Origin of the sequence: Streptomyces abyssalis, from assembly GCF_001751365.1 — a bacterium.
GTDB classification, from domain to species: Bacteria; Actinomycetota; Actinomycetes; order Streptomycetales; family Streptomycetaceae; genus Streptomyces; species Streptomyces abyssalis.
This window is the reverse complement of sequence record NZ_LJGT01000041.1, coordinates 158939-171965: the sequence shown is the minus strand read 5'-3', so window position 1 is coordinate 171965 and position 13027 is coordinate 158939. Positions and strand designations below refer to the sequence as shown.

At 70.5% G+C, this 13027-nt stretch carries 10 protein-coding genes, 3 tRNA genes and 3 pseudogenes; 7 read left to right on the top strand and 9 right to left on the bottom strand.

The features are described from left to right. Positions 1-151 precede the first annotated feature (151 nt). The 3 genes from rpmG to AN215_RS21580 form a co-directional block, all read right to left on the bottom strand. Positions 152-316: a 50S ribosomal protein L33 gene (gene rpmG, locus AN215_RS21590; RefSeq protein WP_006347275.1), complete on the bottom strand. Its 165-nt coding sequence runs from the start codon at positions 314-316 to the stop codon at positions 152-154. A gap of 89 nt (positions 317-405) precedes the next feature. Beyond that, positions 406-478 (bottom strand) — tRNA-Met (locus AN215_RS21585). A 46-nt stretch (positions 479-524) separates the two neighbouring features. Beyond that, positions 525-597 (bottom strand) — tRNA-Thr (locus AN215_RS21580). Between the two features lie 232 nt (positions 598-829). Here AN215_RS21580 and AN215_RS21575 point away from each other — a divergent pair. Both AN215_RS21575 and AN215_RS21570 read left to right on the top strand, forming a co-directional pair. After that, positions 830-2440 (top strand): amidohydrolase family protein, encoded by a 1611-nt coding sequence (locus AN215_RS21575; RefSeq protein WP_245694631.1) that lies wholly within the window; start codon positions 830-832, stop codon positions 2438-2440. A 46-nt stretch (positions 2441-2486) separates the two neighbouring features. Then, the gene (locus AN215_RS21570; protein WP_070008892.1) at positions 2487-3158 is read left to right on the top strand and encodes an SDR family oxidoreductase; all 672 of its coding nucleotides are present in this window, start codon (positions 2487-2489) and stop codon (positions 3156-3158) included. Between the two features lie 106 nt (positions 3159-3264). Here AN215_RS21570 and AN215_RS21565 read toward each other — a convergent pair whose 3' ends face one another. Next, on the bottom strand, positions 3265-4122 hold the full coding sequence (locus AN215_RS21565) for a YihY/virulence factor BrkB family protein (RefSeq protein ID WP_070008979.1): 858 nt from the start codon (positions 4120-4122) through the stop codon (positions 3265-3267). 549 nt (positions 4123-4671) lie between these two features. Between AN215_RS21565 and AN215_RS21560 the strand changes: the two genes are divergently transcribed. Both AN215_RS21560 and AN215_RS21555 read left to right on the top strand, forming a co-directional pair. After that, positions 4672-5124, top strand: coding sequence for a DUF7144 family membrane protein (locus AN215_RS21560; protein ID WP_070008891.1), 453 nt, complete (start codon positions 4672-4674; stop codon positions 5122-5124). Positions 5125-5405: 281 nt separating this feature from the next. Continuing rightward, positions 5406-6008 (top strand): annotated as a pseudogene (locus AN215_RS21555) (LURP-one-related/scramblase family protein); the annotation flags it as partial. 106 nt (positions 6009-6114) lie between these two features. On the opposite strand, the gene AN215_RS21550 reads toward AN215_RS21555, so the two are convergent. Continuing rightward, positions 6115-6822, bottom strand: a complete 708-nt coding sequence (locus tag AN215_RS21550; protein WP_070008889.1) for a cation efflux transmembrane domain-containing protein — start codon at positions 6820-6822, stop codon at positions 6115-6117. Between the two features lies 1 nt (position 6823). Beyond that, the gene (locus tag AN215_RS21545) at positions 6824-7159 is read right to left on the bottom strand and encodes an ArsR/SmtB family transcription factor (RefSeq protein ID WP_070008888.1); all 336 of its coding nucleotides are present in this window, start codon (positions 7157-7159) and stop codon (positions 6824-6826) included. A gap of 272 nt (positions 7160-7431) precedes the next feature. Between AN215_RS21545 and AN215_RS21540 the strand changes: the two genes are divergently transcribed. Continuing rightward, the gene (locus tag AN215_RS21540; RefSeq protein ID WP_107374481.1) at positions 7432-7890 is read left to right on the top strand and encodes an SRPBCC family protein; all 459 of its coding nucleotides are present in this window, start codon (positions 7432-7434) and stop codon (positions 7888-7890) included. A 324-nt stretch (positions 7891-8214) separates the two neighbouring features. Beyond that, on the top strand, positions 8215-8637 hold the full coding sequence (locus AN215_RS21535) for a hypothetical protein (protein WP_070008886.1): 423 nt from the start codon (positions 8215-8217) through the stop codon (positions 8635-8637). A gap of 185 nt (positions 8638-8822) precedes the next feature. Here AN215_RS21535 and AN215_RS21530 read toward each other — a convergent pair. Further along, positions 8823-8904: transfer RNA gene (locus AN215_RS21530), tRNA-Tyr, on the bottom strand. Positions 8905-9093: 189 nt separating this feature from the next. On the opposite strand from AN215_RS21530, the gene AN215_RS21525 reads away from it, so the two are divergent. After that, positions 9094-9582 carry a YajQ family cyclic di-GMP-binding protein gene (locus AN215_RS21525; RefSeq protein ID WP_070008884.1) on the top strand — a complete coding sequence of 163 codons (489 nt, stop codon included), beginning with the start codon at positions 9094-9096 and terminating at the stop codon, positions 9580-9582. 211 nt (positions 9583-9793) lie between these two features. Here AN215_RS21525 and AN215_RS30490 read toward each other — a convergent pair. Together AN215_RS30490 and AN215_RS21520 are read right to left on the bottom strand one after the other, a co-directional pair. Beyond that, a pseudogene (locus AN215_RS30490) lies at positions 9794-10537 on the bottom strand (MSCRAMM family protein); the annotation flags it as partial. 150 nt (positions 10538-10687) lie between these two features. After that, a pseudogene (locus tag AN215_RS21520) lies at positions 10688-12973 on the bottom strand (MMPL family transporter); the annotation flags it as partial. Positions 12974-13027: the final 54 nt, after the last annotated feature.

Sequence of the window (13027 nt, the reverse complement as noted above, 5' to 3'; positions counted from 1 at the left end):
GTGACGGTGAATCGGGCCGGGGAGGGTCCGTGAACGGCCCGGCCGGCGCATCCCGCCTGCCTCCTGGCCGGGCCTGGCCGGGGACGGAGCCGGGCGGGCAACGACACGAGGCCGCCCCCGGTGCGGGGACGGCCTCGTGGAAGGGCCTGGTTCAGCGTGTCTCGCGGTGGGCCGTGTGGGCCTTGCAGCGCGGGCAGTGCTTCTTCATCTCCAGACGATCCGGGTTGTTGCGCCGGTTCTTCTTGGTGATGTAGTTCCGCTCCTTGCACTCCACGCAGGCCAGCGTGATCTTCGGGCGGACGTCTGTGGCAGCCACGTGAGTGCTCCTTGACGGACGGATGGCTAGAACGCAGGAAGAGTAGCCGATCGAAGGACCGAACCCACAATCGGCTACATTCGGTGAAGTAGCGGTGACCGGACTTGAACCGGTGACACAGCGATTATGAGCCGCTTGCTCTACCGACTGAGCTACACCGCCTCGATGCGCGGACTCCCATCTCCCGACGGGAGATCTCACACATCAGAGCCCCAAAACGGAATCGAACCGTTGACCTTCTCCTTACCATGGAGACGCTCTGCCGACTGAGCTATTGGGGCGAGCGGTGAAGACATTACACGCCTGACAGCCAAAGGTGAAATCCGTATCGGGCCCGTCAGGCACCCTTCCCGGCCCTGCCTCCAGCGTCTCATCCGAGGCCCCGGAAAGCCCCAACGTCCCCTCGCACCACGCCAGTACGACTATTCGCCTCCTCCTCGCCGGTGCCCTACCGGCGCCCTACTCTCTACTCACGCTGCGTGATCATGATCATCCGCCGATGTGGGGAGTGCGATGGCCGACAGCCAGTCAGCGAGGCCGGGAGACGGCAACGACCCCCGCGACGAACCCGGCTCGCAGGGCGGCCCGGGCAGTGATGCGAACGGCTCGCCGTACGGCCCGGCGGAAGGTGACGCCAACAGCCCTGCGAACACCTCCGGCAGCGGCTCCGGGAGCGACCCGGCGAACGGAGAACCGAACGACGGCGCGACCGGTGCGGACCCGGGCGCCGGCTCCACGTCCCCGGATGCCACGTCCTCGGATGCCCACGCCCCGGAGGTCAGGTCCTCGGACACCGCCTCCGCGGACGACGCCGCTCCCCACCGCGACTCCTCCTCCGGCGCCTCCTCCGGCGTCGCCGCCCGCGAGCCGGCCGCTCCCCGCGACAGCGCCGGTGACAGCACCTCGCCCCGCAGCCTCATGCTGTGCGGCGCACGGCTCGTCGACGGCCGCACCGTGGACGTACGGCTGGGAGGCGGCCGAATCGAGGCCGTCGGTACGGCCGGGAGCCTCGCCCAGAGCCCGCAGCCGGGCGGAGGCACGCGGGTCGACCTAGCCGGTTATCTGCTGCTTCCGGCTCCGGCCGAGGCGCACGCCCACTACGACACCGCGCTGACAGCCGTCTCCCCCACCTCCGACGGCCCTCCGCGCAGCGCCCCCGAGGACGTACAGCGGCGCACGACGGAGGCCGCCCTGCTGCAGCTCGGACTCGGCGCCACCGCGACGCGCACCCACGTACACATCGGCGACGTCGCGGGACTGCGCTCGCTGGAGGCGGTGCTGCAGGCGCGCCGGGCACTGCGCGGCCTCGTGGAGCTGAGCACCGTGGCGGTGCCGCGGCTGCTCACCGGAGTCGCGGGCGCGGACGGCCTGTCGATGCTGCGCGACGCGGTGAAGATGGGCGCGTCCGTCATCGGAGGCTGCCCCGACCTCGACCCCGATCCGGCGGGCTACGTGGACGCCGTACTGGAGGTGGCGGCTGAGCACGGCTGCCCCGTCGACCTCCACACCGACGGCGCGGACCCGGCCCGGCTGTCCCGGCTGGCGGCGGCAGCGGGCGGGCTGCGCCCGGGCGTCGCCATCGGCCCGTGCGCGGGGCTCGCGAGGATGTCCTACAAGCCGGCGGTCCGTACGGCCGAGCGCCTCGCCGCCGCCGGAGTCACGGTGGTGTGCCTGCCGCAGGGCGGCTGCGCCGTGCTGGAACGCCCATCGCAGACCTCGCCTTCGCGTGTCGCACCCGTACGGCTGCTCAAGGCGGCCGGGGTCACCGTCGCGGCAGGAAGCGGCGCGCTGCGGGACGCGGCCAACTCCGTCGGCAGGGGCGATCCGCTGGAGGCCGCCTATCTGCTCGCCTCACACGGCGAGGCCGGGCCGGAGGCGGCGTACGACGCGGTCTGCGCGCGGGCGCGTACGACGATGGGCCTCCCGGAGGTGCGGGTGGAGGCGGGCTTCCCGGCGGAGCTGCTCGCCGTTCGCGGTACGGATCTGGCGGGGGCGCTCTCACTCGCGTACAGCCGGATCGTCGTGCACCGGGGGCGTGTTGTCGCGCGCACCAGTGCGGTGCGCGAGTTCTGCGACTTCACGGGTACGTCGGAGTTCGATCTGCCGCGGCAGTCGCAAGGCTGACGGCGTCTCAGCGCGCGGCCCCGCGGACGTGACGTACGGTCGGGGCATGCGCACAGTCATCGCTGGTGGACACGGTCAGATCGCCCTGCGCCTGGAGCGCCTGCTCGCGGCGCGAGGGGACGAGGCCGCGGGCATCATCCGCAACGCCGGCCAGGCCGGGGATCTGCGAGCGGCCGGCGCCGAACCGGTCGTCTGCGACCTGGAGTCGGCTTCCGTCGGGGAGGTCGCCGCTCATCTGGAAGGCGCCGACGCCGTCGTCTTCGCCGCGGGAGCCGGTCCCGGCAGCGGCGCGGCACGAAAGGAGACGGTGGACCGCGACGCCGCGGTGCTCTTCGCGGACGCGGCGGAGCAGGCGGGCGTGCGGCGCTACATCATCGTCTCGTCGATGGGTGCCGACGCCGGACTCACCGAGCCACCGCCCGGTACCGACCCGGTATTCGCCGCCTACCAGCGCGCCAAGGGCGCCGCCGACGACGCCGTACGGGCACGGAGCGGCCTCGACTGGACGGTGCTGCGGCCGGGACGCCTGACGGACGGACCGGGTACGGGCAAGGTCCGGCTCGCGGAGCGGACGGGGCGCGACGAGGTGACGCGGGACGATGTCGCGGCGGTGCTCGGCGCACTGCTGCACGCGCCAGGCACGGCAGGTCTGACGCTCGAACTGATCGGCGGTGACACCCCGGTCGAGGAGGCGGTGGGGGCGGTCGCGCTGAGGTGAGCCGTGCGGGCGGAGCCTCCGGTGGTGCCTCCGGTTCGCCTTCGGCGTGAGACGGGCCGGTCGGACGGACGCCCTGACGGCTCAGGGGCACGGGCTCAGGGGCGGCTCAACCGTCCCCGTCGCGGCGCAACTTGGCGAGTTCGGCGTTGAACTGCGCGCCGACGAGCAGCGCGAGATTCGACATCCACAGCCAGATCAGGAAGACGACGATCCCGGCGAGCGACCCGTACAGCTTGTGGTACGTGCCGACGTGCGAGGTGTAGAGGGCGAAGCCCAGCGACGCCACGAGCCAGAGCACCACGGCGAGCGCACCGCCCGGCGCCCTTCTCCGTACGCCTCGCGTCCCGGCGGGTCCGGTGCGGAAGACGACCAGCACGAGCACCGCGACCAGTCCCAGCAGCAGCGGCCACTTCATCGTGTTCCAGGCGCCGGCGGCGAAGCCGCCCATGCCGAGCAGGCCGCCGGCCGCACGTGCGACCTCACCGCTGAGTACGAGCACGAAGACGCTGGAGACGAGGAGAGCCAGCAGCGCCAGGGCGGTGAACACGATCCGCGGGACCGTACGCCATACCGGACGGTGGTCCTCGACGCCGTGCATGGCGTGGAGCGCACGGCGGAAGACGCTGAGGTAGCTGGAAGCGGACCAGAGCGATCCGGCCGTGCCGAACACGGCGAGCAGCCAGGCGGCGGTGCTCTGCGCGGCCATGTCCTTCAGCGCACCGGCCATGAGTTCGCCGGACTGGGCGGGCAGGACGGTGGTCACGCGGACGATGAGTTCCCTGGTCGCGTCCGTACCGGCGAGGCCCACGGCCGAGACCGTGACGAGCAGCGCGGGGAAGATCGCGAGCACCGCGTAGTAGGTGAGAGCGGCCGCCCAGTCGGTGACGTCGTCGTTCCAGACGGAGACCGGCGTACGGCGGAGCGCGGTGCGGCACTCGGCGGCTCCGGGCAGGGAGGCGCGCACCGACCGGCGTCCGGACGAGGGCGCAGGCTCCGACGGGGACGAGGGCGAGGGTGAGAGCGAAGGGGAGGACGGCGGCGAGGACGGCGGGGCCGTGGCGGAGGGCGCCTTCCGGGCGTCGGGAGGCGTCGCGGTGCCGTTCCGGCGGCTGTCCGCTCCCGCGTCCTCTCCGGTCACACGTGTGTTCACTCGGCTCCTACTCCCCCGGCGTGCGCTGCGCGCCCCGGGGCGACTCCCCGGGCTCGCGTCGTTCGGTTGCGACTGCTACGCGTCTGGCCGGGTTCACCGCACCGGAAACATCGGGGGTGCGAGGTGTCCCTGGCAAGAGCGACTCCGAGGGTGTCAGGCCCCGTGGCCTCCCGTGATGGCGGGACGGCGGACCCGGACGCGGCGGAGACCGCGGGTGGCGGGGCGTGGGAGGCCGGGCTTGAGCCCCTGTTGCCGCTCTGAGCTGCGGAAACGTCTCCGGTAGCCAGCTGCCGATAATCTGCCAAACTGGGGCATAAGCACCTGAACAGGTGAAGGCAGACCTTGCAGGAGGAGGGTCTCGACATGGCATCTCATGCTGCCAGTGGAGCGCATGCGGGCACCGCGGTGCGTCATACCGGCAAGCCGACGACAATGTTCAGCGGCTGGACGAGGCTGGCCGGTGCCCTGATGTTCTTCGGCGGACTGCTCGCCGTTTCGTCGGGTGTCGCAGCCCTGCGAGAGGACGCCGTGTTCGCGTCGACCGCGAACTACGCGTTCGACTACAGCCTCACAGGCTGGGGATGGGTCCATCTCTTTCTGGGCGCCGCGATCGCCGTCGCCGGCATAGCCGTGATGATGACGGGCGCCACATGGGCCCGATGGATCGGCATAGCGCTCGCCGGCCTGGGCATGATCGCCAGCTTCATGTGGCTGCCCTACTTCCCGCTCTGGGCAGTGATCACGCTGGCGATCGACGTGTTCATCATCTGGGCGCTGTGTGCGGGAATGGGCACACGATCGCAGACGTCGACCTAGCCCAGCCGAGGCGACGGCTCCGGACCGGACATGCCGGTCCGGAGCCGTCCCCGGTCCGGGCTTCGGGGGTTCGGGGGTTCGGGGGTTCGGGCTTCGGGGAGTTCAGTGGTTCGGGGTTACGACCTGGATCCGCGACCTGACCCGGCTCTGATCCGCTCCGGAGGTACGTGCCCTGTCCGTATGCCCGATGTGCCGGCTGTCACGAGTAGGTACTACTCAATGAGCCCCCGCACGGAGGCGGTACGGTCCCGGTCATGACCTCAGAACGCATGACGCCCAGTGGGCGCACGCTCTTCGACTCACCGGTCGTCGTGGTGAACCAGAAGGGCAAACTGATCGAACTCACCAATGAGTACAAGGTGTTCGACGGGGACGGCCAGGCCCTGGGGTCTGTGACGCAGACCGGCCAGAGCAAGGCGAAGAAGGTGATGCGTTTCCTCACCGACGTCGACCAGTTCCTCACACACCGCCTTGAGGTACGCGACGCCGAGGGGAAGGTGCAACTCGTCCTCACCCGGCCGGCGAAGTTCGTGAAGTCCCGTCTGATCGTCGAACGACGCGACGGAGCGAAGGTCGGCGAGATCGTGCAGCAGAACGTCTTCGGGAAGATCAACTTCTCGATGGAGGCGGGCGGCCGTCAGATCGGCACCCTGAAGGCCGAGAACTGGCGAGCCTGGAACTTCTCGATCGTCGACAAGAACGGCACCGAGATCGCCCGCATCACCAAGAAGTGGGCAGGCCTGGCCAAGGCGGCGTTCACCTCCGCGGACAACTACGTCCTGGAGGTCCACCAGCCGCTCGAAGACCCGCTGCGCAGCCTGGTCGTGGCGACGGCGCTCGCCGTCGACACCGCACTCAAGCAGGACGCGGGAGCGGCGGGCTGAGAAGCCCGGCGACGGCTTCCGGACTTCCCTGACCTTGGAACATCGGCGTCGCCGCAACGCCCCTGCCTACGCGTACAGGGGGAGGAGCTCAGCTCCGTGGCGGCGCTCAGGTGCAGCAGTCGCATTTCGCGCCGGGGCCGCACGTACCGGCATCGAGAGCCGGTGCCCCTGGCGTCGCCGGTGCCGCGCAGCAGCCTTTGCCCTGCCATGCGTCGCGGCCTTCCTTCACCGCGACGGCGGCGATGATCAGTGCCGCGACGGGGTCTGCCCACGACCAGCCGACGGTGGCGTTGGCCAGCAGGCCCAGCAGCAGCACCCCGGAGAGGTACGTGCACAGCAGGGTCTGCTTCGAGTCGGCTACGGCCGAGGCAGAGCCGAGCTCTCGTCCGGTGCGGCGCTGAGCAGCCGACAGGAACGGCATGACCGCCAGCGAGAGGGCGGCGAGGACGATGCCGGGGACCGACCGGTCTGCGTCCGCGGAGCCGAGCAGTGCGCGGACGGCGTCGACGGTCACGTATGCGGCGAGTGCGAAGAAGGAGAAGGCGATGATCCGCAGGGTGCGCTTCTCCCTCGCCTCACGTACGGAGTACTCGCGCGCCGAGAACTGCCAGGCGACCGCCGCGGCGGAGGAGACCTCGATGACGGAATCCAGGCCGAAGCCGACCAGGGCTGTGGACGAAGCAAGACTGCCCGCCGTGATGGCCACCACGGCTTCGACGACGTTGTAACTGATGGTGGCTGCGACCAGGATCCGGATGCGGCGGCTCAGCGCCTCGCGGCGCTGCGGAGACGGTCCGAGCGAGATCGTGGCCATCTCAGCAGCAGCCCTCCTCATCGGCGTCGGCACAGGTGCGGCCCGCATCCACGGCAACCACCGCCGTACGCAGGTCGTCCAGTGCGTGCCCGATGCGGGGATCGGCGAGTTCGTATCGCGTCCGGCGGCCCACAGGAACGGCGACGACCAGCCCGCAGTCACGGAGACAGGCCAGGTGGTTGGACAGCCTGGTACGGGAGATCTCCAGCGCGTCCGCCAGATCGGACGGATGGGCCGGGGCCTCCCGCAGAGCCAGCAGCAGCCGGCAGCGGATCGGATCGGCGAGCGCACGGCCGAACCGGACCAGCACCTCGATGTCGGGAGCGATGGACAGCATCCTGCGACAGTACACGGAATGCTGAATTCAGGAAATGCTGATCTCACCGACAGCGCGGGCGGCTGAGCGGTCTCCCCCTCCTGTCTGAGGACACGGTGGTGCTCACGGTGGAGTACGAGTCGATCTGCCGGCCCGGTCGTTGCGGTGCCGGGGCGTGACGTGTGGCTAGTGTCGAAGACTGTGCCGAGTCCGGTGCAGCGGCCGTCGGCACCGGTCCCCGAGGACCGGCTTGGGGCGTCCATGGTCCCCGTCTCGGAAGGAGTGTGGTCGGCGTGGCCCGTAACCGCCGTCTGATCCTCAGCTCACCCACCGAGGTCTGGGACCTGCTGTGCGACGGCTACCGCTACGGGGAGTGGGTGACGGGAACCCGGCAGGTCCTCGCCGCGGACCCGCACTGGCCCGCCGTCGGAGCCCGCCTGCGCGTCCGCGTCGGCTTGGGCGCACTGACCCTCGACGACACCTGCGTCGTCCGTGTCTGCGAACCGCGACGCCGCCTGGAACTGGAAGCCAAGGCAGACCCCTTCGGTGCCGCCCGCATCGCCATGAACCTGGTCCCCTGGGGCGAGCACACTCTCTTCGTCCTCGACTGGCATCCCCTCAGGGGCCCGGGTACGAGGATGCACGGACTCCCCGTCAACTACCTTGTCGCGGTTCGCAACGGCATGATGCTCACCAAGCTGGCCCGGATCGCGGTGCGCGAGCACGGGCGTGAGCCCGCCGCAAGCGTCTGAGGGTCTGGGGCCTCGCACGGCCACGCCCTGCCGGAGGGTCAGACGAGGCCCTCCCCCTCAGCACTCCCGCGCTTGCGGGAGGGTCCTGGCCGGTCCGGGCTCGGGCCGTCGGGTGTCCGACGAGTCGGGGAACCGGCGGGAAACCCGTGCAGGGTGGGCGCGTACGGCAGCGGCCAACAGGCGGCTCGGCGAGGCAGCGACCAAAAGGCGGCTCGGCGATCTCGACGCTGAGGGGTGTGTCCAGGCCGGCGGCGCCGCTGCGTGAACTCCTCCGTTCGGCGCTGAGGCCGTCACAATCCGGCGCTGCCGTTCGTCATTGAGGACATGGGCATCCACTCTCGACGCGTTCTCCTGGCGATCCTCGCCCTCATCGGTGCCTACACCGGTGGCTGGGCCTACTTCGCCCCACACCAGTGGTACCGCGACTTTCCCGGCTTCGGCCTGAGTTGGCTGCCCCAACTCGGCCCGTACAACGAGCATCTCGCGACGGACGCCGGAGCCATGTTCCTGGCACTGTTCGTACTCAGTCTCTTCGCCCTGGGGCACGTGCGAAACAACCTCGTCAGCCAGGCCACAGGACTGGCCTGGCTGACCTTCGACGTGCTGCACCTGATCTTCCACTTCCGGCACTTGGACGTGTACGGCACTCTCGACGTGGCCCTCAACGTTGTTGCATTGACCATGGCGGTACTCGTCCCGGCCGGTCTCCTCGTCCCCATCGATCACGGCGACGGCGCGAGCCGTTGATCACTCAGCCGACCGGCCGTTCCCCGGGGACGACTGACGGGAACACGCGCTGGTCAGGGATGGGATCAGGGCGAGGCAGGGTGAGGCAAGTGCACTTCTCGCCCACGCGACCTGCTCGGGAGTCGGACACGAAAAAGCCCTCCCGGAGCTGCTTCACAGCAGGTCCGGGAGGGCTTTCTGTCCTGTGGCGGCGCTAGGATTCGAACCTAGGAAGGCTGAGCCGGCAGATTTACAGTCTGCTCCCTTTGGCCGCTCGGGCACACCGCCTGGGATTGCTGCCCGGGCCCGCCGATGGGCGGTGCTCCGTGGCAACGCTGTAAACCATACCCGATGCCCGGGGGTGCTTCGCCACCCGGTTGATCAGGGGTGCGGGGCCTGCTCAGTGGCTAGGCTGACCGCGCGGTTCGCGTCGCGGGCCGCTTCTGTGACGGATCTATCCAGAGGAGCCAACTCACCATGGCCGACTCCAGTTTCGACATCGTCTCGAAGGTCGAGCGGCAGGAGGTCGACAACGCCGTCAACCAGGCGTCCAAGGAGATCTCCCAGCGCTACGACTTCCGCGGCGTGGACGCCTCGGTCGCGTGGTCGGGCGAGAAGATCGAGATGCGGGCCAACGCCGAGGAGCGCGTGAAGGCGGTCCTCGACATCTTCCAGTCCAAGCTGATCAAACGCGGCATCTCCCTGAAGGCTCTGGACGCCGGTGAACCGCAGGCGTCCGGCAAGGAGTACAAGATCTTCGCGTCGCTGAAGGAGGGCATCGCGCAGGACGAGGCCAAGAAGATCGCGAAGGTCATCCGCGACGAGGGCCCGAAGGGCGTCAAGGCGCAGGTGCAGGGTGACGAGCTGCGCGTCTCGTCCAAGAGCCGTGACCATCTGCAGGAGATCATCGCGCTGTTGAAGGGAAAGGACTTCGACTTCCCGCTGCAGTTCGTGAACTACCGCTGACCGGCCGGCCGCTCTCCGCACTCCCACGCGCCCGCCGGTGCCGGTGCCGGTGCCGGACCCGGCCCCGGCGCGACAGGTGCGGGCCCTCCCGGGACCGCGCCGAAGGGCATACGCCGGGACCGGGGCCGTCCCGAACGGGCCGGGCGGCGCGCGCTCGCTCGTCACGCGCGCCGCGCACCGGCCCGCCGGGGACCCTGGGGGCCGGTGCGAACTACTCGTCCGGGTGGCGGAGTTCGATGTCGAATCCCTCCACGCCCGGGCCGTCCACGTGCAGCGTGGTCGCGACCGGCGGGTAGCCGCCGGCGACGACCGAGTAGTCGCCGCCGTCCAGGTCCGTGAAGGCGTACGCGCCGTCCTCGCCGGTGGTGGACGTCGCCACCACGTCGCCCGCCGCGTCCACGAGCGTGACCCGCGCATCCGGCAGCGGCTCGTTGCGCGCCCCCGCACGCACCGTGCCCTGCACCTGTGCGCCCGCCGCCAGTTCGATCTGGATGCGGGTCACACCGTTCCCGTCCACTTCGACCGGCCGGGCGGTGGGCCGGTAGCCCGGCGCGTTCACCGCGAGCGTGAAGGTCCCGGTGACCAGGCCCTCGAAGCTGAACTCGCCGCGCTGGCCCGTCTTTCCGGTGGCCAGCGCCTCGCCCCGCTCGTCGGTCACGACGACCATGGCGTCGGTGACCGCCCGGCCGTCCGCCGCGTTGCGCACCTGGCCCGCCAGGCCGCTGGTGCCGGACAGCACGATGTCGTGGCTCAGCGGCTCGTCGCCGACGACGACCGTGGAGGCCCGCGGCTTGTGCCGGTCGGCCGCGACGATCAGCACGTAGCTGCCGGGCTCCGGGGCGTCCAGGACGTACGAGCCGTTCTCGTGCGCGGTGGAACGGCCCAGCTGGCGCCCGCTCATGGAGATCAGCGTCAGCGCCGCGCGCCCCACGCCCGCCCCGTCGGCGTTGCGGACGGTGCCGTGTACGCCGCAGCCCGCGAGTTCGTACTGCTCGGACGCCGCGGCGGCCGGGCGGGCGGCCGACGCGGACGCGGCTGCTCCGGCCGTCACGGGCACGCGCTCGGTCGAGGGGCGCGGGATCGCCACGGGGGCACCGGGACCGCCGTCCTTCGGGCCGCCCGCCGGGGTGTCCCGCAGGCCCTCGCCCTCGACGTCGACGTTCGGCAGCGCACGGCCGAGCCAGCGGGGCAGCCACCAGGCGGCCCTGCCCAGCAGCGCGAGGACCGCCGGGACGATGGCCATGCGCACGATGAACGCGTCGAAGAAGACGGCCACGGCCAGGCCGAAACCGATCATCTTGACCATCGAGTCGGTCGACCCTATGAAGCCCGCGAACACCGCGATCATGATGACGGCCGCGGCGGTGACCACACGGGCTCCGTGCCGGAATCCGGTCACGACCGCCTCACGCGGCCGCTCCCCGTGCACGTACGCCTCCCGCATGCGCGTGACGAGGAAGACCTCGTAGTCCATGGCCAGTCCGAAGACGACGCCCACCATGAAGATCGGCATCATCGACATCACCGGGCCGGTCTCCTCCACCGCCATCACCTCGGCGAGCCAGCCCCACTGGAAGACGGCGACGACGGCGCCGAGCGCGGCGAGTACGGACAGCAGGAAGCCGAGCGCGGCCTTGAGCGGCACGAGGATCGAGCGGAAGACGACGATCAGCAGCAGGAAGGCGAGGCCGACGACGAGTGCCAGATACGGGGCCAGCGCGTCGTCGAGCTTCTGCGAGACGTCGATGTTCATCGCGGGAGTGCCGGTGACCAGGACCGTCGCGTCGGTACCGGCCTTGATGTCCTCCCCCGCACCGCGGATGTCGTGGACCAGGTCCTCGGTCGCGGCGTCGGACGGCGCGGAGTCCGGGATCACGTTGATCATCGCGGTGTCGCCGGCCTTGTTGTACTTGGGCGGGGTCACGGAGAGCACGTTGTCCATGCCCTTGACCGTCTTGGTGACCTCGCTGACCGCGCCCTTCGGGTCGTCGCCGGCGCGGGCGTCGACGACGACCATGAGGGGTCCGTTGAAGCCGGGCCCGAAGCCGTCGGAGAGCAGGTCGTACGCCTTGCGCTGCGTGGTGTCCGTCGGCTGGGAACCGTCGTCGGGCAGGCCGAGTTCGAGCTCGCCGACCGGGACCGCGGCCGCGCCGAGGCCCAGGACGCCGAGCAGCAGGATGGTGACGGGACGGCGGACGACGAAGCGCGCCCAGCGGGTGCCCATGTTCGGCTTGGCCTCGGTACGGGCGGTCTCGGTACGGGCTGCGTCGCTACGGGCGGCGTCGGCGCGTGCTTCCTCGGAGGGTCCGCCCTCGGCCCGCTTCGTGTCGCCGTGCTTGGCCTTCTTGTGGCTGCCCTCCGGGGCCTTGCGCCGCTTCGCGCCCGCGGGCCGCACCCGCTTGCGCGCGTAACCGATCAGGGCCGGGATGAGGGTGAGCGCGATGAGGACGGCGACGGCGACGGTGCCCGCTGCCGCGAGGCCCATCTTCGTCAGTACGGGGATGTCGACCACCGCCAGGCCGACGAGCGCGATCACGACCGTGAGACCGGCGAAGACCACCGCCGAGCCCGCGGTGCCGACGGCGCGGCCGGCCGCCTCCTCCCGTTCGCGGCCGTCGGCGAGTTCCGCTCGGTACCGGGAGAGTATGAAGAGGGCGTAGTCGATGCCGACGGCCAGGCCGATCATCATCGCCAACGTCGAGGTGGTGGAGTCCAGTTCGAGCGTGTTCGCCAGCGCGGTGATCGTGGAGACGCCGATGCCGACGCCGATGAGTGCGGTGAGCAGCGGAAGCCCGGCCGCGATCAACGAACCGAGCGTGATCACCAGTACGACCGCGGCGACGGCGAGGCCGATCACCTCGGTGGAGCCCGTCTCGGGAATGGTGTTGAGCGCGTCACCGCCGACTTCGACGGTCAGCCCCTCGCCGCGGGCGTCCTGGGCGACGTCCTGCAGCGCGTCGCGCGAGGAGTCCTCCAGCTCCATGCCGGGGACCTCGTACGACACCTGCGCGTACGTGAGTGAGCCGTCCTTGCTGATGGCCTTTGCCTTGAACGGGTCGACCACGGAGGCGACTTCGGAGCCGGTGCCGAGTTCCTGGACGGCCTGCTGGACGGTGGCCTTGTTGTCAGGGGCGGTGATCTTCTCCCCCTCGGGCGCCTTGAAGACGACCCGTGCGGTGGCTCCGTCGGCGCTGGAGCCGGGGAAACGGTCATCCAGCAGGTCGAAGGCCTTCTGTGCCTCGGTGCCGGGAATCGAGAAGGAGCTGGAGCCGGCTGCGGGCGCCTGTGCGGCGCCCAGGCCCGCGACGGTCAGGAGGGCCACCCAGATCAGGGCGACGAAGTGCCGTCGCCGGAAGGCGAATCGGCCGAGTTTGCTCAGAAACGTTGCCACGAGACGTACTCCCGGTCGGGTCGTGGGGTCTTACAGGTCAGGAGGGTTCGGCCC